This is a genomic window from Methylobacterium thuringiense, assembly GCF_022179645.1.
In the GTDB taxonomy this organism is placed as follows: domain Bacteria; phylum Pseudomonadota; class Alphaproteobacteria; order Rhizobiales; family Beijerinckiaceae; genus Methylobacterium; species Methylobacterium thuringiense.
This window is the reverse complement of record NZ_BPRA01000008.1, coordinates 77,097-96,514: the sequence shown is the minus strand read 5'-3', so window position 1 is coordinate 96,514 and position 19,418 is coordinate 77,097. Positions and strand designations below refer to the sequence as shown.

Annotated in this window: 19 protein-coding genes and 1 tRNA gene; 13 read left to right on the top strand and 7 right to left on the bottom strand. The window is 68.2% G+C overall.

Annotated features, from left to right (window positions below; all coding sequences use genetic code 11):
- The first annotated feature begins 209 nt into the window (after positions 1 to 209).
- Positions 210 to 983, top strand: a complete 774-nt coding sequence (locus MFF07_RS09320) for a TIGR01458 family HAD-type hydrolase (protein ID WP_147819216.1) — start codon at positions 210 to 212, stop codon at positions 981 to 983.
- A 69-nt stretch (positions 984 to 1,052) separates the two neighbouring features.
- On the opposite strand, the gene MFF07_RS09315 is transcribed toward MFF07_RS09320, so the two are convergent.
- Positions 1,053 to 1,550: a YciE/YciF ferroxidase family protein gene (locus tag MFF07_RS09315; RefSeq protein ID WP_147819214.1), complete on the bottom strand. Its 498-nt coding sequence runs from the start codon at positions 1,548 to 1,550 to the stop codon at positions 1,053 to 1,055.
- A gap of 263 nt (positions 1,551 to 1,813) precedes the next feature.
- Here MFF07_RS09315 and purB point away from each other — a divergent pair, with 263 nt between their 5' ends.
- Both purB and MFF07_RS09305 read left to right on the top strand, forming a co-directional pair.
- Positions 1,814 to 3,121 (top strand): adenylosuccinate lyase, encoded by a 1,308-nt coding sequence (gene purB, locus MFF07_RS09310; protein WP_147819212.1) that lies wholly within the window; start codon positions 1,814 to 1,816, stop codon positions 3,119 to 3,121.
- Between the two features lie 154 nt (positions 3,122 to 3,275).
- Positions 3,276 to 4,130 carry a D-amino-acid transaminase gene (locus MFF07_RS09305; protein ID WP_147819210.1) on the top strand — a complete coding sequence of 285 codons (855 nt, stop codon included), beginning with the start codon at positions 3,276 to 3,278 and terminating at the stop codon, positions 4,128 to 4,130.
- On the opposite strand, the gene MFF07_RS09300 is transcribed toward MFF07_RS09305, so the two are convergent.
- On the bottom strand, positions 4,100 to 4,315 hold the full coding sequence (locus tag MFF07_RS09300) for a hypothetical protein (RefSeq protein ID WP_147819208.1): 216 nt from the start codon (positions 4,313 to 4,315) through the stop codon (positions 4,100 to 4,102). The two genes, MFF07_RS09305 and MFF07_RS09300, sit on opposite strands and share 31 nt — an antisense overlap.
- A gap of 112 nt (positions 4,316 to 4,427) precedes the next feature.
- Here MFF07_RS09300 and MFF07_RS09295 point away from each other — a divergent pair, with 112 nt between their 5' ends.
- The 4 genes from MFF07_RS09295 to MFF07_RS09280 all read left to right on the top strand — a co-directional run bounded on the left by MFF07_RS09295 (position 4,428) and on the right by MFF07_RS09280 (position 10,446).
- Positions 4,428 to 4,718, top strand: coding sequence for a hypothetical protein (locus tag MFF07_RS09295; protein ID WP_147819206.1), 291 nt, complete (start codon positions 4,428 to 4,430; stop codon positions 4,716 to 4,718).
- A 240-nt stretch (positions 4,719 to 4,958) separates the two neighbouring features.
- Complete coding sequence (locus MFF07_RS09290) at positions 4,959 to 7,151, top strand: TonB-dependent receptor plug domain-containing protein (RefSeq protein ID WP_238231675.1); 2,193 nt, start codon at positions 4,959 to 4,961, stop codon at positions 7,149 to 7,151.
- A 421-nt stretch (positions 7,152 to 7,572) separates the two neighbouring features.
- Positions 7,573 to 8,865 carry an adenylosuccinate synthase gene (locus MFF07_RS09285; RefSeq protein WP_147819202.1) on the top strand — a complete coding sequence of 431 codons (1,293 nt, stop codon included), beginning with the start codon at positions 7,573 to 7,575 and terminating at the stop codon, positions 8,863 to 8,865.
- 132 nt (positions 8,866 to 8,997) lie between these two features.
- A complete protein-coding gene (locus MFF07_RS09280) occupies positions 8,998 to 10,446 on the top strand; it encodes a histidine kinase (protein ID WP_238231672.1) in 1,449 nt (482 codons plus the stop codon).
- A gap of 154 nt (positions 10,447 to 10,600) precedes the next feature.
- On the opposite strand, the gene rpoH is transcribed toward MFF07_RS09280, so the two are convergent.
- Together rpoH and MFF07_RS09270 are read right to left on the bottom strand one after the other, a co-directional pair.
- Complete coding sequence (gene rpoH, locus MFF07_RS09275; RefSeq protein WP_147820516.1) at positions 10,601 to 11,491, bottom strand: RNA polymerase sigma factor RpoH; 891 nt, start codon at positions 11,489 to 11,491, stop codon at positions 10,601 to 10,603.
- Between the two features lie 253 nt (positions 11,492 to 11,744).
- Positions 11,745 to 12,719 (bottom strand): RluA family pseudouridine synthase, encoded by a 975-nt coding sequence (locus tag MFF07_RS09270; protein WP_306424634.1) that lies wholly within the window; start codon positions 12,717 to 12,719, stop codon positions 11,745 to 11,747.
- 126 nt (positions 12,720 to 12,845) lie between these two features.
- Between MFF07_RS09270 and MFF07_RS09265 the strand changes: the two genes are divergently transcribed.
- A tRNA-Glu gene (locus tag MFF07_RS09265) sits at positions 12,846 to 12,921 on the top strand.
- Positions 12,922 to 13,031: 110 nt separating this feature from the next.
- Entirely contained in the window at positions 13,032 to 13,358 is a 327-nt protein-coding gene (locus MFF07_RS09260) for a hypothetical protein (RefSeq protein ID WP_147817912.1), read from the top strand.
- Between the two features lie 25 nt (positions 13,359 to 13,383).
- Here the strand turns inward: MFF07_RS09260 and MFF07_RS09255 are convergent, their stop codons facing one another.
- On the bottom strand, positions 13,384 to 13,563 hold the full coding sequence (locus MFF07_RS09255) for a hypothetical protein (RefSeq protein ID WP_147817913.1): 180 nt from the start codon (positions 13,561 to 13,563) through the stop codon (positions 13,384 to 13,386).
- Positions 13,564 to 13,687: 124 nt separating this feature from the next.
- Here MFF07_RS09255 and MFF07_RS09250 point away from each other — a divergent pair, with 124 nt between their 5' ends.
- The 3 genes from MFF07_RS09250 to MFF07_RS09245 all read left to right on the top strand — a co-directional run bounded on the left by MFF07_RS09250 (position 13,688) and on the right by MFF07_RS09245 (position 14,573).
- Complete coding sequence (locus MFF07_RS09250) at positions 13,688 to 13,921, top strand: hypothetical protein (RefSeq protein ID WP_147817914.1); 234 nt, start codon at positions 13,688 to 13,690, stop codon at positions 13,919 to 13,921.
- Positions 13,922 to 14,037: 116 nt separating this feature from the next.
- Positions 14,038 to 14,172, top strand: coding sequence for a hypothetical protein (locus tag MFF07_RS22510; RefSeq protein ID WP_281407170.1), 135 nt, complete (start codon positions 14,038 to 14,040; stop codon positions 14,170 to 14,172).
- A 128-nt stretch (positions 14,173 to 14,300) separates the two neighbouring features.
- A complete protein-coding gene (locus MFF07_RS09245; RefSeq protein WP_147817915.1) occupies positions 14,301 to 14,573 on the top strand; it encodes a hypothetical protein in 273 nt (90 codons plus the stop codon).
- 93 nt (positions 14,574 to 14,666) lie between these two features.
- Here MFF07_RS09245 and MFF07_RS09240 read toward each other — a convergent pair whose 3' ends face one another.
- Entirely contained in the window at positions 14,667 to 15,722 is a 1,056-nt protein-coding gene (locus MFF07_RS09240; RefSeq protein ID WP_147817916.1) for an NAD(P)-dependent alcohol dehydrogenase, read from the bottom strand.
- A 158-nt stretch (positions 15,723 to 15,880) separates the two neighbouring features.
- Here MFF07_RS09240 and MFF07_RS09235 point away from each other — a divergent pair, with 158 nt between their 5' ends.
- Positions 15,881 to 16,222: a winged helix-turn-helix domain-containing protein gene (locus MFF07_RS09235; RefSeq protein ID WP_147817917.1), complete on the top strand. Its 342-nt coding sequence runs from the start codon at positions 15,881 to 15,883 to the stop codon at positions 16,220 to 16,222.
- Between the two features lie 308 nt (positions 16,223 to 16,530).
- Here the strand turns inward: MFF07_RS09235 and acnA are convergent, their stop codons facing one another.
- Positions 16,531 to 19,230 carry an aconitate hydratase AcnA gene (acnA, locus tag MFF07_RS09230; protein WP_238231669.1) on the bottom strand — a complete coding sequence of 900 codons (2,700 nt, stop codon included), beginning with the start codon at positions 19,228 to 19,230 and terminating at the stop codon, positions 16,531 to 16,533.
- Positions 19,231 to 19,418 lie beyond the last annotated feature (188 nt).

Genomic DNA, 19,418 nt, shown 5'->3' with positions numbered 1-19,418 from the left:
CAGGCCGCCTTCGCCGCCGCGTTCGGCTTCCGCGTGATCTTCGTTAGCAGCGCATCGGCCTTCTTCTCCGCCCGCAGGGTGTCGTCGACGAGCTTGGCCGCTCCCGTGGAGCTGGGGACAGGGGCTCGGATGGAAGCCGCAGGCCGGCTGTCCTCCCCGCGCCCGATCTGCGCTAGGCTCGCTCCGTCCCGACGCGGAGCGGCAGCGCGATGACGAAGGTGGCCGGTGTTCTCCTCGACCTCAGCGGCGTCGTGTTCAGCGGCGGGGCAGCGATCGGCGATGCCGTCGCGAGCATCGCGGATCTGCGCGCGGCCGGGTTGCCGCTGCGCTTCGTCACCAACACGACCTCCGCGCCCCTGCGCAGCCTGGTCGACCTGCTGCGCGATCTCGGGATCGCGGCCGCGCCGGAGGACGTGTTCACCCCGGCGACCGCCGTGCGGGACCTCGTCCGAGCGCGCGGCCTGTCGCCGCGTTTCCTCGTGCAGCCCGCCCTTCTGGAAGACCTCGGCGTCTCGGCCGGCGGCGCGCTCGACGCCGTGGTCGTGGGCGATGCCGGCGCCGGCTTCACCTTCGCGGCGCTCAACGAGGCCTTCCGCCTGATCGACAGCGGGGCTGCGTTCATCGCCCTGGCGCGCAACCGCAGCTTCAAGGACTTGGACGGCCTGCCCAGCCTCGATGCGGGACCCTTCGTCGCCGCCCTCGAATATGCCAGCCGTCGCGAAGCGCATCTCGTCGGAAAGCCGGCGGCGGCCTTCTACGCGGCCGCGCTGGCGCAGCTCGGCACGGAGCCGGGCGAGACCGTGATGATCGGCGACGACGTGGAATCCGACGTGGCCGGCGCCATGGAAGCCGGGATGGCCGGGCTCCTGGTCCGCACCGGAAAGTACAGGGCCGGAGACGAGGAGCGCATCGACCCCGCCCCGACCGCCATCGTCGCCGACCTGCGGGAAGGGGTGGCGTGGATCTTGGCGCGGGCTCGATAGTCCGGACAGACAAAAGGGCGCCCCGAACAGGGCGCCCTTCGCATTACGGCAGGCGATGTGCCGGCCGGATCAGGCGGCCTTCGCCGCCGCGTTCAGCTTCTGCGCGATCTTCGTCAGCAGCGCGTCGGCCTTCTTCTCTTCCTGCAGGGTCTCGTCCAGAAGCTTGGCAGCATCGGTGTGGCCGAGCAGCGTCGCCCAGGTCTTCAGGGTGCCGTAGCGGGCGATCTCGTAATGCTCGACGGCCTGGGCGCAGGCGGCCAGCACCGAATCGCCGGCCGGAGTGCCGCCGAAATCTTCCAGGTCCTCTTCCATCTCGGAGGTGATGCCCTGCATCGCCTCGCAGGTCTTCGAGCGCGCCGTCTTGCCGATGAGCTCGAACACCTGCTGCAGGCGCTCGACCTGCACGGCGCTCTCCTCGCCATGCGTGATGAAGGCCTGCTTCAGGTCGTCGTGCTCGGCCGCCTTGGCGGACTTCTTGAGCGCCTTCACCGACTGCTTCTCGGCCCAGTAGACGTCCTTAAGGGTCTCGTAGAAGGCGTCGTCGAGGGTCTTTTCCTTGTTGGCCATGGGGTCTGCCTTCCGAATGGGAATGGGGTGGAGATGCGCGGCCGTGGATCGGCCTGCACGTTGCCAGCGGGAACGTGCCCTGGGCCGGATAGGTCCTGATTCCCCGGGGAGCTTCGCGCTCCGTACGGTTTGAGACGGTTCTCGCCAAAAAGTCTCCCCCGTCGGCGACCGTGGCGCAGGGGCAGCCTGCCGCCGCCGGACGTAGCGCGCGGCGGGTTGCGCCCTTATACCGCCGGGCAAACACCTCTCGCGCGAGACCGCCCATGATCCCCCGTTACTCCCGCCCCGCGATGGCCGCGATCTGGTCGCCGGAGAGCCGGTTCCGGATCTGGTTCGAGATCGAGGCGCATGCGACCTCGGCGCTCGCCGAGATCGGCGTCGTGCCGAAGGAGGCCGCCGAGAAGGTCTGGGAGAAGGGCCGTGACGCGGTGTTCGATGTCGCCCGCATCGACGCCATCGAGGCCGTGACCAAGCACGACGTCATCGCCTTCCTGACGCATCTCGCCGAGATCGTCGGCCCCGAGGCGCGCTTCGTCCACCAGGGCATGACCTCGTCGGACGTGCTCGACACCTGCCTCAACGTGCAGCTGACTCAGGCCGCCGACATTCTGATCGCCGACCTCGACGCGCTGCTCGCCGCCCTCAAACGCCGGGCCTTCGAGCACAAGCTGACCCCGACCATCGGCCGCTCGCACGGCATCCACGCCGAGCCGGTGACGTTCGGGCTCAAGCTGGCGCAGGCCTATGCCGAGTTTGCGCGGAATCGCGAACGGCTCGTCGCCGCGCGTAAGGAAATCGCGACCTGCGCGATCTCCGGGGCCGTCGGCACCTTCGCCAACATCGACCCGCGGGTGGAGGAGTACGTCGCCGAGAAGATGGGGCTCGCGGCCGAGCCGGTCTCGACGCAGGTGATCCCGCGCGACCGCCACGCCATGTTCTTCGCCGTGCTCGGCGTGATCGCTTCGTCGATGGAGCGCCTGGCCATCGAGGTGCGCCACCTGCAGCGCACGGAGGTGCTGGAGGCGGAGGAGTTCTTCTCGGAAGGGCAGAAGGGCTCATCGGCGATGCCGCACAAGCGCAACCCGGTGCTCACCGAGAACATCACGGGGCTCGCCCGCATGGTGCGCGCCTACGTGGTGCCGGCGCTGGAGAACGTGGCGCTTTGGCACGAGCGCGACATCTCGCACTCCTCGGTGGAGCGCATGATCGGCCCCGACGCCACGGTGACGCTGGATTTCGCCCTCGCCCGCATGACCGGGGTGATCGACAAGCTGCTGATCTACCCCGAGCAGATGCAGAAGAACCTCGATAAGCTCGGCGGCCTCGTCCACTCGCAGCGGGTGCTGCTGGCGCTGACGCAGGGCGGCACCTCGCGCGAGGACGCCTACCGGCTGGTCCAGCGCAACGCGATGCCGGTCTGGCGCGGCGAGGGCGATTTTTTGACCTTGCTCAAGGCCGACGCCGAGGTGACGGCGGTGCTCAAGCCCGAGCAGATCGAGGAGTGCTTCGATCTCGGTTACCACCTGAAGCACGTCGACACGATCTTCCGCAGGGTGTTCGGGGAGGCGTGATCCGCGCCGTCATCGCGCGCGCAGCGAAGCGATCCGGGGCAGCATCCGCGACGTCGGCCCGGATTGCTTCGGCTTCGCCTCGCAATGACGGCGGATCCGCACGAAACGTGCATCGAGACTGTCGCGCAAGGAACGAGAGCGAGTCCGAAAAGCCATGTCCCGCACCGCATACGTGAACGGCGAGTACCTGCCGCTGGATCAGGCCCGCGTGCCGGTGATGGATCGCGGCTTTCTCTTCGCGGACGGGATCTACGAGGTCGCGGCCGTGCTGGGCGGACGGCTGATCGACAATGCCGGGCATCTGGCGCGGCTCGAGCGCTCCCTCACCGAGATCGGCATCGCCAACCCGCACACGGCCGAGGCGTGGGAGCGGATCGAGACCGAGCTCGTCGCCCGCAACGGGCTGCAGGAAGGCCTCGTCTACCTCCAGGTCACTCGCGGCGTGGCCGAGCGGGATTTCTCGTTTCCGGCGGCCAGCACGCCCGCGACCGTCGTCGCCTTCACGCAGGCGAAGAACATCACCAGGAATCCGCTGGCGGAGAGTGGGGCCACGGTCGTAACCGTCGAGGATCTTCGCTGGAAGCGGCGCGACATCAAGTCGGTGGCGCTGCTGGCGCAGGTTCTGGCGAAGCAGCAGGCGGCGGAGGCCGGGGCGGCCGAGGCCTTCATGGTTGAGGACGGGGCGATCACCGAGGGCTCGTCCTCCACCGCCTTCATCGTCACGCGGGACGGCACCATCGTCACCCGCCCGCTCTCGAACGCGCTGCTGCCGGGCATCACCCGCCGCGCCGTGATCGCGCTCGCGGCCGAGTTCGGCCTGCGGCTGGAGGAGCGGCTGTTCTCTGTGGATGAGCTGCACGGGGCCGCGGAGGCGTTCTACACCAGCGCCTCGGCCTTCGTGATGCCGGTGGTCTCGGTGGACGGCAAGGCTCTCGGCGACGGCCGGCCCGGTCCGGTGGCCCGGCGCCTGCGTGAGCTCTACTTCACCTTCGCGGAATCGCGGGACTGATCATCCCGCCTGGGCCGCACGGCCAGCACGATCGCCACCACCACGAACAGCGCGAGCCCGCTCCACAGACCCCCGTCCGTCAGCTTCGCGAACGCCGCGGCGGGTAGATCGTCCACAGTGAACGCCGCCGCGACCAGCAGCAGGGCCAGCGGGACGGCGGCGAGGATGGCGAGCCAGCGGGGCATCGCACGAGCGTAGCACCCGCCGCCCCGCGGCCGAAGCCCCGATGCGCCGTGCGGAACGCAGGGCGCGCACGGCCCGTTCTCCCCGCAACAGCGACCATTTGGGGGAACGACCATGCCGAAACTGCTACCCATCGCCTTCGCCGCGACGATCGTCTCTACGGCCGCCGGCGCGCTGGCGCAGGACACCGACCCGAAGCTGCCGCCGCCGAGCCAGCAGGTGCCCGAGAAGATCCGGCCCGAATCCGACGGGTCGGCCGGCGGCGCGACGCTCAGCGAAAAGCTCGAGAAGTCGGACGGCGTCATCAAGCCGCCGGGCGGCGTCGATCCCGAGATCAAGACGATCCCGCCGGACAATTCCGGCAGCTCCATGCCGATCATCAAGCCCCAGGGCGACGCGAAATAGGCGCTCGCTACAACTCTCAGTTCATAACGGCTACGGCGCGTTCTAGCGAGCCGCAGCCGGATACTCTGTCGAAATCAACGTCCTCGCAGGACTGTTGCGTTCCGGTGACATCGCCCTTCGCTATATCCTGTCAGATACAGCGAAGCTTGGTTCCGACTCGCGCGTTCGGCATCGTCTCACGGTGCCGGCCTCTGCGGCCGCGTTCCTCGCAAGATCCATCGCGGGGGCGACGAGACGACGATGCTGCGTTCAGTTCAGGTGGCCGTCTCGGCCTCGGTGTTTGCGATGATGCCGATGCTCGGCGACGGGCCGGCGGCGGAGGAGCGCGATCTCGAGGACAGCCGCCGCGCGAAGCCCGCCCGCCTCGCGCCAAACGCGGCCAAGCCGACGGGAGCCTTCGAACTCGGCGAACTCTCCGCCGTTCTGTCCGAGATCTCGGTCTCTGGAGCGCGGGGCTGGGACGGCCGCTACCGCTCCGCGCTCTCGGAGAGCGTGGTCACGGCGAAGGATGTCTACACCTTCAACAAGAACACCCTCGACGACGCCCTGACGGTGGTGCCGGGCGTCAGCGCCGCCAATACCGGCGGCAGCCGCAACGAGCGCCTCGTCTTCGTGCGCGGCTTCGACCGCTTCCAGGTGCCGCTCTCGATCGACGGCATCCGGGTCTACCTGCCGGCCGACAACCGCCTCGATTTCGGCCGCTTCCTCACGCCGGATCTCGCCGAGATCCAAGTGCAGAAGGGCTTCGTCTCCGTCCTCAACGGACCGGGCGGCATGGGCGGCGCGATCAACCTCGTCACGCGCAAGCCGACGCGAGAGGCGGAAGCCGAGTTCCGCACCGGCGTCGACATCGGCAACCGCGGCGCCCCCTCGGCCTTTAACGGCTTCGGCGTCGTCGGCACGCGCCAGGAGAACTACTATCTCCAGGCGAGCGGGACGGTGCGCGACAGCGACGGCTGGTTCCTCTCGCAAGGGTTCCGGCCGATCCCGATCGGCGGCGGCCCGGCGATCGAGGATGGCGGCCGGCGCGACTTCTCGGCCGTCAGCGATTACCGCGTGAACCTCAAGGCCGGCATCACGCCGAACGCCACCGACGAGTACTCGCTGAGCTACACCAAGCAAGCGGGCGTGAAGGGCGCGCCCTACAGCACCTTCGAGCCGGTGCGCGGCATCACCCCGATGCCGCTGCCGTGGGGTACGGCCTACCAGCGCGACTGGCGCTGGCCCTACTGGGACCTCGACAGCCTCTACTTCCTGTCGCGCACCGCGATCGGCAACGATTCGTATCTGCTGTCGCGGGCCTACTACAACACCTTCAACAACCTGCTTTCGGCCTTCGACGACTCGACGTTTTCGAGCCAGCGCCAGCCGCGATCGTTCAACAGCTTCTACGACGACTACGCCTATGGCGGCAGCCTTGAATTCGGTACCGACCTGATCCCGTTCAACACCTTCAAGGCCGCCGCGCATTACCGGCGCGACCGCCATGCCGAGCGCCAGATCTCGGCGCCCGGCCTGTCGACCTCGGTCCTGGAACCGAACCAGGAGAACGTCGAGGACACCTACTCGCTGGCCGTCGAGAACAACTTCCACGCCACCGATCGCCTCGATCTGGTGGTGGGCGTGAGCTACGACCGCAATGCGCTCCGCAAGGCGCAGGATTTCAACACGACCACGCGTGCGCTCTTCGCCTACCCTCTCGGCGGCAGCGACGCGTTCAACGGGCAGGCCGCCGCGATCTACCGCACGAGCGAGACCGGGCGCGTCCATGCCAGCGTCTCGTCCCGCACGCGCTTCCCGAACCTGTTCGAGCGCTTCAGCACGCGCTTCGGCGATGCCGAGCCGAACCCCGACCTCAAGCCCGAGCGCGCCACCAACTACGAGGTCGGCTGGTCGGAGCTGCTGTTCGACACGCTGCGTGTGACGCCGGCCCTGTTCTACAGCGACATCGAGAACGCGATCCAATCGGTCAGCATCGGCAACAACCGGATCCAGAACCAGAACGTCGGCACCGGCCGCTATTACGGCTACGAGGTGGCCACGGAGCTGACGCTGTCGCCCGCGTTCTTCGTGGGGGCGAACTACACCTACCTGCTCCGCGAGCTGAACGATCCGCTCCGGCCTGCCCTGAAGCCGATCGGTACGCCGCGGCACCAGGCCTTCGTCTACGCGACCTGGCAGGCGACGCCGGCCCTGAGTTTCACCCCGAGCGTGGAGATGGCCAGCGGCCGCTTCTCCACCGACCGGCTGGAGAACGCCTTCTTCAAGACCGGCGGCTACGTGCTCCTGAACCTGCAGGCGCAATATGCCTTCGACGCGCACATGACGGCGGCGCTGGGCGTGCGCAACCTGCTCGATACGAACTATTCCCTCGCCTACGGCTTCCCGGAATTCGGGCGCACGGTCTTCGCCAATGTGCGGCTGACGTTCTGATGCCGGCGGCCCTTGCGGTCGAGGCCTCGGGCACCGATCGCCGCATGAAGACAGGTGTGCCGAGTCTGCGAACAATCGACTGCGCGTGGCGGCGCGCATTCGCGCTTTCCGGTTGACGACGGCTCAAGGAGTCGAAGCTTACGGCCGCCGATAGGGGAAGATGTCGCCGCGACCCGGCAAGATCGGCAGCCTCCGAACAACGTCGGGCGGGTCGCCGCGCCACAGGGGGATGCGAAAGACGCGGCCTGCCATTGCGCGATTGCCCTGTGGGCGCCGCCTGCCTTGCTTGACCTGCCTCTTCTGATCGCCGAAGACGCGCCCTATCCTCGCCCCGGCTTCGACGCCGGGGTTTTCGCGCGTGGCGAGGCGGTCGAGTTCCTCGATCCGGCCAGGCGGTCACGGGAAGAAGATCGAGACCTTCATGGCGAACGTCGTCGTCGTAGGCGCCCAGTGGGGTGACGAGGGCAAGGGCAAGATTGTCGACTGGCTCTCCGAGCAGGCCGACATCGTGGTGCGCTTCCAGGGTGGCCACAATGCCGGCCATACCCTCGTCGTCGGCAGCAACGTCTACAAGCTCTCGCTGCTGCCCTCGGGCGTGGTCCGCCCGAACACGCTCGGCGTGATCGGCAACGGCGTCGTGCTCGACCCCTATGCGCTGGTCTCGGAGATCGAGCGCATCACCGGCCAGGGCGTCGAGGTCTCGCGCAAGAACCTGCGCGTGGCCGACAACGCCACGCTGATCCTGTCGCTGCACCGCGAACTCGATGCCCTGCGCGAGGACGGCGCGCCGGGCACCAAGATCGGCACCACCAAGCGCGGCATCGGCCCGGCCTACGAGGACAAGGTCGGCCGCCGCGCCATCCGCCTGATGGACCTGTCCGAGCCGGACAACCTCGGGCCGAAGATCGAGCGGCTGCTCGCCCACCACAATGCGCTGCGCCGGGGCTTCGGCCTGCCCGAGATCGCGGAAAAGACGATCTACGACGAGCTGACCGGCATCGCCGACAAGGTGCTGCCCTACCAGGACACGGTCTGGCGCCTGCTCGACGAGGCTCGCCGCGCCGGCAAGCGCATCCTGTTCGAGGGCGCGCAGGGCGCGCTACTCGATGTCGATCACGGCACCTATCCGTTCGTGACCTCCTCCAACACGGTCGCCGGCCAAGCCGCGACCGGCTCCGGCCTCGGCCCGGGCGCGGTCGGCTACGTGCTCGGCATCGCCAAGGCCTACACCACGCGGGTCGGCGAAGGCCCCTTCCCCACCGAGCTGTTCGACGAGGACGGCCGCCTGATCGGCGAGCGCGGCCACGAGTTCGGCACCGTCACCGGCCGCCAGCGCCGCTGCGGCTGGTTCGACGCCTGCCTCGTGCGCCAGACCGTGCGCACTTCCGGCATCGACGGCATCGCGCTGACCAAGCTCGACGTGCTCGACGGGTTCAAGGAAATCCGGATCTGCACCGCCTACGATCTCGACGGCACGCGCCTAGACCATCTTCCCGCGAGCCAGGGCGCGCAGCAGCGCGTCGTGCCGGTCTACGAGACGTTCCAGGGCTGGGAAGGCACCACGGCGGGCGCCCGCTCTTGGTCCGAGCTGCCGGCGCAGGCGATCAAGTACGTGCGGCGGATCGAGGAGCTGATCGGCGCGCCGGTGGCCCTGCTCTCTACCTCGCCCGAGCGCGACGACACCATCCTGATGCACAACCCCTTCGAGGACTGAAGCGCTTTCCGATGATGGGGATGCCGGTTCGTCGCCATGAGGCGCAGCTAAACCAAAGCTTAGCGCCGGGGTCCGATACTGTCGGATCGCGGCTCTAGGCGCCGACGGCGGGAACGGGCGGATCAGGGCACGATGGCCGATTACTATCCGTTGCTGGCACGGGCGCTCGACGCCCTGCCGGATCGCACCCCGGCCCTGCGCAAGGCCGTGTACGACCGCGCCCGCTCTGCGCTGATCGGCCAGCTCCGCACGCTCGAACCGCCGCTGCCGGACGAGGCGATCGAGACCGAGCGCAAGGCGCTCGACGCTGCGATCGAACGGCTCGAAGCCGCCTACGGCACCCCGGTCGCGCCTCTGCCGCCGCCGCCGCCCCAGGCGGAGCCCCCGGCCCCCGCTCCGGTCGCGCCGGCTCTCGAGCCCGAAGCGCCGCCACCTCCGCCGGAGCCGGAGCCGGAGCCCGCGCCGCCGCCGGCCCTTCCCGAGGCCGCCCCGTCCTTCATGCCGGCGGCGCCGCCTGCGCCCCCACTTTCGCCGCAGCTGTCGCTGCCCCCTGCGCCTCCGCTCGAGCCCGAGACGCCGGCCGACGAGCCGCTGCCCGAGCCGGGGCCGCCGCCGGCCTTCACGGCCTTCGTGCCCCCCCAGCGCCGCCAGAAGACCGAGGACGCCTCCGCCGCCCCGACGAATCCCGCACTAGATGCCGATTCGGCCGGGACGTCTGTTCCCGACATCGCGCCGCCCGAGAACGGCGGCGGCCGCCGCAGGCCCAAGCTCGACGTCAAGGCGCCCCGCACCGGGCGCTCGCGCCAGTTGCGCAACCTCTTCGTCGGCGCCGTGCTCGCGGTGGTGATCGGCCTGATCGCCGTCGCCGCGATCATGCTCGCCGACAAGCGGAGCGACCTGCCGCAGAGTGCGGGCGACGGGGAGGGCAGCTCTTCGTCGGTGCCCGATGCGAAGCTGTCGGACCGGGTCGGCGGCGAGAGGCCGGATTCCGAGACGCGGCAGGCTTCGCCGGATACGGGTTCGCGCACCGACCTCGCGGTGGCTCAGCGCGCCGTGCTCTACGAGGAGAATCCGAACGATCCCAAGGCTCAGCCCGCCGCCACCCAGGGCCGCGTCGTCTGGCGTCTGGAGGCCGTGAACGGCGAGCAGGGTCAGCCGCTGCAGAGCGTCGTGCGGGCCAACATCGATTACCCGGAAGCCGGCCTGACGCTGTCGATGACGATCCGCCGGAACCTCGACGCGACGCTGCCGGCCTCCCACACCATCGAACTCGCCTTCACCAATTACGGCCCGGGCGAGAAGCGGGCGGTGCAGGAGATCGGCCTGCTGCAGCTCAAGGACGAGGAATCTTCCCGCGGCTCGTCCGTCTACGGCCTGCCGGTGCGGGTGCGCGACAACCTGTTCCTGATCGGACTGTCCAACCTGCCGGGGGACATCGAGCGCAACACCGAGATGCTGACCCATCGCAACTGGATGGACCTCGCCGTGAAGTACAAGGCCGGCCCGCGGGCGATCCTCACCTTCGAGAAGGGGTCGGCCGGCAGCCGGGTGATCCAGGACGCCTTCAACCAGTGGAAGTGAGCGTCTCGGGGCCGGGCTCGTTCGCCGGTCGGCGATCGGGAAAATGCGGGCGTTAGGTCTCGCCGCCATTCCTCTGCGCCATCGGACCGGGCTGACGGCCAAAGAAAAACGCCGGAGAGACATTCTCTCCGGCGTCATCGTTTTGCGACCGGTATCAGGCGCGGGCTTCGTGCCGCGGCATCTCGCGGGTCGCCAGATTGCGCTTCACCGCCTCCTGGATCTTCTCGAAGGCGCGCACCTCGATCTGGCGCACGCGCTCGCGGGAGACGCCGAACTCGCCGGACAGGTCCTCCAGCGTGATCGGGTCGTCCGCGAGGCGGCGGGCCTCGAAGATGCGCCGCTCGCGGGCGTTGAGCACCGAGAGCGCGTCGCGCAGGGCCGAGAGCCGGTTCTGGCCCTCCTGCTCGCCGGCGAGCACCGTCTCCTGGCTCGGGCTGTTGTCGACGAGCCAGTCCTGCCACTCGCCCTCGCCCTCTTCGCGCAGGGGCGCGTTGAGCGAGGTGTCGCCGGACAGGCGCCGGTTCATGTCGATCACGTCCTGCTCGGGCACGCCGAGGTTTTTCGCGATCGTGGCGACGTGTTCGGGGCGCAGGTCGCCCTCGTCTAATGCCGAGATCTTGCCCTTCGCCTTGCGCAGGTTGAAGAACAGCTTCTTCTGGTTGGCCGTGGTGCCCATCTTCACGAGGGACCAGGAGCGCAGGATGTATTCCTGGATCGCCGCCTTGATCCACCACATCGCGTAGGTGGCGAGGCGGAAGCCCTTGTCGGGCTCGAAGCGCTTGACGGCCTGCATCAAGCCCACATTGCCCTCCGACACAACTTCGCTGATCGGCAGGCCGTAGCCGCGATAGCCCATGGCGATCTTGGCCACGAGACGCAGATGGGACGTGACCAGCCGATGCGCGGCATCGCGGTCGCCCGCATCGCGCCAGCTCTTGGCCAGGGTGAATTCTTCCGTCGGTTCCAGCATCGGGAACTTGCGGATCTCGTCGAGGTAGCGCGACAGGCCACCTTCGTTGGCGAGCATGGGTAATGCGCCGGCCATGGACACCTCCTTCGTCGGCCCCCCAAACGGGCAGGCCCTGTGCGATCGACCGCTCCTCTTGAGCCGGTCGTTGCGCCTCCCATCTCTACAGGGAAGCCACGACGTCCGGTAGCGGCGGTCGCCACGCGAATGGCTTCAACGCACGAACTGGACTTCGGGTCTGAGTCTGCATGCCGGGTCACCGCGTCGCGGTGCCGAAACGCACCGGATCGTCAACGATTGCTTGACCGGTGCGTCGGTACAACGCTGCCGCTCAGACGGGTTTTCCGGAGAGCGCAGTGAGCAGGGCCGCCATGTCCGGCGGCAGCGGGCTCTCGAACCTGAGCTTCTCGCCGGTGCGCGGATGGGTGAATCCGAGCAGCGTTGCGTGCAGCGCCTGCCGACCCAGTGCCAGGAGCGCGGCGCGCGCCGCCTCCCCGAGCTTCACCGCCTTGGTCTTCAGCGCCCCGCCATAGGTGTCGTCCCCGAGCAGCGGGTGGCCGCGATGGCTGAGATGCACGCGGATTTGGTGGGTGCGCCCGGTCTCCAGCACGCAGCGCAGCAGCGTGACGATGCCGTCGGCATCGGGCTGCGCCTCAACCCGGTAATGCGTCACCGCGTGGCGGCCCTCGCCTTCGCGCACCACCGCGATCTTTTCCCGGTTCTTGTGGCTGCGGGCGAGGTTGGCGGTGATCGTGCCGGTGCGCGGCTCCGGCATCCCCCAGACGAAGGCGAGATAGGCCCGCTCCAGATCGCCGCTGCGGCCGTGATCGGCGAACTGCTTGGACAGGCGCTGATGCGCCCGGTCGTTCTTGGCGACGACCAGGAGCCCGCTGGTGTCCTTGTCGAGCCGGTGCACGATGCCCGGCCGGCGCACGCCGCCGATGCCCGAGAGGCTTTCGCCGCAATGCGCGACGAGGGCGTTCACCAGCGTGCCGGTCTCGTGCCCGGCGCCCGGGTGCACCACGAGCCCGGCCGGCTTGTCGATGACGATGAGGTCGTCGTCCTCGTAGGCGATGACCAGCGGCATCGCTTCACCGAGCGGCTCGGCCGGCGCCGCCTCCGGCACCGCGACTTCCAAGAATGCCCCCGGTCCGACCTTGCGGGAGGGGTCGAGCACCACGGTCCCGTCGCAGAGCACCTGCCCGCCCCGCACCAGCGCCTGCAGGCGCGAGCGCGAAATCTCTACGAAGGCCGCCGCCAGCACGCGGTCGAGCCGCTCCGGTCCCGCCTCCGGTGCGATGGTCACGCTCAGCCGTTCCGGCCCGTCCTCGTCGTCCTGCGCACCCGATATGACCGTGGCTCCACTTAAGCTGACCCGAGGGCCTTGCAGGCCCCCGATGGCGTCGGTATAGGAACCCTCGCCTGCCCGGAAGCTCCCATCGTCTAGCGGTCTAGGACGTCGCCCTCTCACGGCGAAAACAGGGGTTCGATTCCCCTTGGGAGCACCAGCAGGATCGGGCATCCAGCTGATCCGCGGGTCTTGTGTCTCACAATCATCTCCGTTGCCTCCTTGGACAATGGGCTCAACATATCGGCCGGATCGCGCTACGAGATCGGCATGAGCAACGTGATCCGCCCGACCTTCGGCGCTCGCCCAAATCCTGACGCGGCCCAGTCGCCGGTCGTGCCTGCCACCGAGTACAGGGCCCTACGTCTCTTCGGCGAGGCCGCCGGCTATACCGTCGCCTTGATCCACGACGAGGACGCCCAGGAGGGTTCGGTCTTCAAGGTCGTCGTCGGCCCGTCGGACGGCGGCGAGGTGGAGGCCGTCGCGATCCTGCCGGCGACGCCGGAAGGCGACGCGGATGCCGAGGTGGTCGGCATGGCGATCCTGCGGACCTTGGAGCTGATGGAAACGTCCAGGCCGAGCCCGGAAAGCGCCTGATCGCGGAGCTCGATCGCATCTCGCGTCAAGCACCGATCGTGCTCACGAAAAACCCTGTGCCGGCCGCGAGCAGCGCTCCGGCAAGCCAGCCGAACGCGAGCGCCCCTGCGCCGTCGTCGCGCATGCGCAGATGCGCCACCTGCGCGAAGAGCGCGGCCCAGTAGGCTGCCCACAGGCCGAGGACGGTGGCGGTCCAGGTCGACATGGATTGCGCGTGCCAATCTGCCGCCGGCCCTGCCGGCCCCCCGAACGAACCATCGTCGGCCGTCCCGGTTGCCAGAATTCCGGATCGCATTGCATCGTCCGGTGGAGCGGGGGAGCCAGCTGTCATGCCCGTGCCCACCAAACCAACCTCGCGCTGCATCCACTATGTCGGCTTCCGGGACGATCGCTTCTGGAACGCCTACCGGATCTTCGGCGGTCCGCGCATCATCCACCGCCGCTGGGATTTCTATGCGATTCGCGACGTCGGGCCCGGCGACGTCGTGATCTTCGCCGAGGGCGACGAGACGCAACCCGTTGCCGACCGGAACGCCACCGACCTCGACGAGCGATGGCTGTGATGCCGCGCCTCGGAACGGTGGCACCCTCTCGGATCCGGTCCCTCTAACCCGTGCGGCGGCCATCGGTCGCGACGATCGGTCATAGCAAAACGGCGCCGGTCGGAGGACAAGGCGTGATGACATCCACGCCGGACCTCACGCCTCGGACCAGGATCCGCACCGCCATCTTCGCCGTTCTCCTCGGCATCGTCGTGACGACGAGCGTGGTGCCGATGGTTTGGTGGACGGCGAAGGTGCTGGGGATTCTGTGAGCGGCCGCGCCATCGCCGGTCGGTCGCGCTGCTGCCTTTAGCGGCCGCGTGCGAGTCGCGAATGCGGTCGAACACGCCGACTTCTTCGGCGAGACTGCATCGTGCCTCCTCCGGCGCAGGAGCGAATCATGTCTGCATGCGCTTCGGCTGCTGTCGTCCTTCTGGTCCTGGCCACCACCCTCGCCACTTCCGCCACGGCCTGGGCGTTCTTCGGCGTTCCCGGATGCGTCAACCTGCCCGAATATCAGCGTGCCGTCGGGGCTTTGCAGGGCATGACCGGCCCCTGCGACATGACGGTCGAGCAGGCATGCGGGATCATGGCGGAGCGGGGCGTCTCGGCTGCGGCCTGCCAGCTGCCCGAGCCGCACCCGCGGCGGCCCCACCGCCCGCGCACGCGCTGACGGAACCGGCGTCGCGATCCAGTGGCCCGCGGTCGAGGGACGCGATGCCCAGGCGATCGCGAGGTGTCCTCGCGACCCCCCAGACGTGACGGATCAGGCCGCCTTCGGCAGTGAAGCCATGTCGATCACGAAGCGGTACTTCACGTCGCTCTTCTGCATGCGGGTGTAGGCCGTCTCGATCTCATCGATCGGGATCATCTCGATGTCGGCGGTGATGCCGTGCTTGCCGCAGAAGTCCAGCATCTCCTGTGTTTCCGCGATGCCGCCGATCAGCGAGCCGGCGAAGTTGCGGCGGCGCCAGATCACGCTGAACACGTTGACGTCGAGCGGCTTCTCCGGCGCGCCGACCTGGACCAGCGTGCAGTCGCGCTTGAGCAGGCCGAGATAGGCGTTGATGTCGTGCTGGGCCGCGACCGTGTCGAGGATGAAGTCGAAGCTTTCGGATTCGGCCGCCATCGCGTCGGCGTCCTTCGAGATCACCACGTTGTCGGCGCCGAGGCGTCGCGCGTCCGCCTCCTTGCCGGGCGAGGTCGTGAACAGCGTCACCTTGGCGCCCATGGCGTGGGCGATCTTCACGCCCATGTGGCCGAGCCCGCCGAGGCCCACGATGCCGACTTTCTGGCCGGGGCCGACCTTCCAGTGGTGCAGCGGCGAGAAGGTGGTGATGCCCGCGCAGAGCAGAGGGGCGACGCCGGCGAGGTCGAGGTTCTCGGGGATGCGCAGCACGAAGTGCTTGTCGACGACGATGTGGCTCGAATAGCCGCCGTAGGTGTTCTCGCCCGTCTTCTGGGCGGGCCCGTTATAGGTCGCCGTGAAGCCGGGCTGGCAATACTGCTCCAGGCCCTCCTTGCAGCTGTCGCACTCCCGGCAGGAATCGACCATGCAGCCGACGCCGGCGAGGTCGCCCTCCTTGAAGGTCGAAACCTCCGCGCCGACGCGGGTCACCCGACCGACGATCTCGTGGCCGGGGACGCAGGGATAGTTCGTGTTCTGCCACTCGTTGCGGGCTTGGTGCAGGTCCGAATGGCAGACGCCGCAATAGACGATCTCGATCTCGACGTCGTTCGGGCCGGGATCGCGGCGCTCGAAGCTGAAGGGCTTCAGGGGCGTGCTCGCCTCCTGGGTGCCGTAGCCGATACACTGGAACATGATGCCTCGTGAATGCTGGAAGCCCGACGCAGGAGAAGGTCGGCTCGTGACGCCCCGTCCGGCGCTATATACGGCGTCCACTATCGCCTGACAGGCCCGGCCCAACGCAGTCGCGGCGTGATACGGTACGGGCTCGACCGCGCCGACTGGGAGATCCGATGGCGAGCCTGAGTATCCGCATCGACCTCGGACCGGACAACCGCATCGGCCCCGGCAAGGTACAGCTCCTAGAGATGATCGCGGAACACGGCTCGATCTCGGCAGCGGGCCGGGCGCTCGGCATGTCGTATCGCCGGGCCTGGATGCTGGTCGAGGCGATGAACAAGGGCTTCGGTCAGCCCGTGGTCGAGGCGCAGATCGGCGGCAAGGCCGGCGGCGGGGCGCGGCTCTCCGCCTTCGGGGCGGATGTCGTCGCGCATTATCGGGCGATCGAGCGGGCGGCCGAAAAGGCGGCCTCCCCGTTCCTCGCCCGCCTCGTTCCCGTGCCGCAGGATTCCTGAGCCCCCCGGTGGCGGCCCCCCCTGCCAAGGTCGCGCGATCGCGGCAAGATGGCTATATATAACTAGATATAGCGACTGCGGAGGATTCTGCGTGCCTCGGCCCGCTCGCCGGTCTCGTCGGACGCAGCGACCTCGTGCTGTGTCCGGTAGAGTGCGTCAGCCACGGGACGGCCGGAATGCCGTTTCGGCCGATGCGCAGCACCAGCCTCGCGAGGTTCGTGCAGGCGGCGATGCCGGAAGCCGGCATTCGAACCGCCTGATCTGCCGGAGGATCCCCGCCCGCCGAGCGGGCGAGGATCGATCGCGCCTTACGCCGCCAACGAGCGCAGCACGTAGGGCAGGATACCGCCGTTACGAAAATACTCGAGTTCGTCGAGGGTATCGATCCGGCAGGTCAGCGGGACGTCCTGCCTCGTGCGGTCAGCCGAGGTGATCTCGGCGGTGAGGGTCTGGCGGGGTTTGAGTTCGCCCGAGAGGCCCTTGATCGTGACGGTCTCGTCGCCCTTGAGGCCGAGGGTGGCCCAGGACTGGCCGTCCTTGAACACCAGCGGGACGATGCCCATTCCGACCAGATTCGAGCGGTGGATGCGCTCGAAGCTCTCGGCGACCACGGCGCGCACGCCCAAGAGCTTCGTGCCCTTGGCAGCCCAGTCGCGGGATGAGCCGGTCCCGTATTCCTTGCCGGCGAAGACGATCAGCGGGGTGGCCTGCTCCGCGTATTTCTGCGCGGCATCGTAGATGTACATCCGCTCGCCGGAGGGCTGGAACAGCGTCCAGCCGCCCTCGACCACCTCGCCCGCCGCATCGCGGACCATCTGGTTCTTGATGCGGATGTTGGCGAAGGTGCCGCGCATCATCACCTGATGGTTGCCGCGCCGGGTGCCGTACTGATTGAAGTCCTGCACGCGGACCTGATGCTCCTGCAGGTATTCGCCGGCTGGCGAGGCCGCGCGGATGTTGCCGGCGGGCGAGATGTGGTCCGTCGTGATCGAGTCGAGGAAGAGGCCGAGGATCCGGGCATTCTCGATGTCGGTGATCGGATCGGGCGTCTTGGTCATGCCCTCGAAATACGGCGGGTTCTGCACGTAGGTGGAGGTCGAATCCCAGGCGAAGGTCTCGGCCTCGTTGACTTCGACGGCCTTCCAGTTGTCGTCGCCGCCGAAGACGTCGGCGTAGCGGCTCTTGAACAGGGTCGAGGTGATGTTCTTCTCGATGAAGGACTGGATCTCGCTCGACGAGGGCCAGATGTCCTTGAGGTAGACCGGCTGCCCGTCGGAGCCGTGGCCGAGCGGCTCGGTGGTGATGTCGATCTGCATCGAGCCGGCAAGCGCGTAGGCGACGACCAGCGGCGGCGAGGCGAGGTAGTTGGCGCGAACGTCGGGGTTCACGCGGCCCTCGAAGTTGCGGTTGCCCGAGAGCACGGCCGCGGCGACCACGTCGTTGTCGTTGATCGCCTTCGAGATCGCAGGCGGCAGCGGACCCGAATTGCCGATGCAGGTGGTGCAGCCGAAACCGACGAGGTTGAAGCCGAGGCTGTCCAGGCTCTCCTGCAGGCCGGACTTGTCGAGGTACTCTCCCACCACCTGCGAGCCAGGCGCCAGCGAGGTCTTCACCCACGGCTTGACGCTGAGGCCCTTGGCCACCGCGTTGCGGGCGAGAAGCCCCGCGCCGATCATCACCGATGGGTTCGAAGTATTGGTGCAGGAGGTGATCGCCGCGATCACCACGTCGCCGTGGCCGATGTCGAAATTCGAGCCCTCGACCTTGTAGCGGCTGGCGATGTCGGCCGCCTTCTTGAACTCGGTCTCCATCGACTGCGCGAAGCCGGGCTTGGCCCCGTCGAGCAGCACCCGGTCCTGCGGACGCTTGGGGCCGGCCAGCGAGGGACGGACCTCGCCCATGTCGAGTTCGAGGGTGTCGGTGAAGACCGGATCGGGCGTCTGCGCGTCGCGCCACATGCCCTGCGCTTTGGCATAGGCCTCGACGAGTTCGATGCGGTGGTCGGCGCGGCCGGTGACCGTAAGGAAGTCGATGGTCTTCCGATCGATCGGGAAGAAGCCGCAGGTGGCGCCGTATTCGGGCGCCATGTTCGAGATCGTCGCCCGGTCGGCCACCGCCATGTCGTCGAGGCCGGGACCGTAGAATTCCACGAACTTGCCCACCACGCCCTTCTTGCGCAGCATCTGCGTCACGGTGAGCACGAGGTCGGTCGCGGTCGTACCCTCCGGCAGCTTGCCCGACAGCTTGAAGCCGACGACTTCCGGAATCAGCATCGAGAGCGGCTGGCCGAGCATGGCGGCTTCCGCCTCGATGCCGCCGACGCCCCAGCCGAGCACGGCGAGACCGTTGACCATGGTGGTGTGCGAGTCGGTGCCGACGAGGCTGTCCGGATAGGCGATGTCCGAGCCGTCCTCGGATTTGGTCCAGACGGTCTGCGACAGGTATTCGAGGTTCACCTGATGGCAGATGCCGGTGCCGGGCGGGACCACCGAGAAGTTGTCGAAGGCGGTCTGGCCCCATTTGAGGAAGGTGTAGCGCTCGCCGTTGCGCTGGTATTCGAGGGCGACGTTGTCGCCGAGCGCTTTCGGGGTGCCGAACTCGTCGACGATCACCGAGTGGTCGATGACGAGATCCACCGGCACCAGCGGATTGATTTTTTGGGGGTCTCCACCGAGGGCTACCATGGCGTCGCGCATGGCGGCGAGATCCACGACGGCGGGCACGCCGGTGAAGTCCTGCATCAGCACCCGGGAGGGGCGGAAGGCGATCTCGGTCTCGACCTTGCCCTTGTTGTCGACCCAGGCGACGGCCGCCTCGATGTCGGCCTTCTTGACCGAACGGTCGTCCTCGAAGCGCAGCAGGTTCTCGAGGATCACCTTCATCGAGAAGGGCAGCGCCGCGGAATCGGCCAAACCGTTCTTCTGGGCCTCTGGGATCGAGTAGTAGGTGTAGGTCTTGCCCCCGGCTTGAAGCGTCTGGCGGGCGTTGAAGCTGTCGAGCGATGCCACGGCGATCGGAACCCTTGCTTGGCGGTTGTCGAACACGCGCAGGCATAACCTGCGCCACGAGCGGTGTTCGGCTGGAAACGCTCCAAAGAGCGCGCGCCGCCCCGGGGGTGCCCGGGCAGGGTGGTGCGCGAGGGGCGATTTGAACGCCCTGGAGGTCGCGCGGCGCAGCCTGCGCGCCGTATAGAACA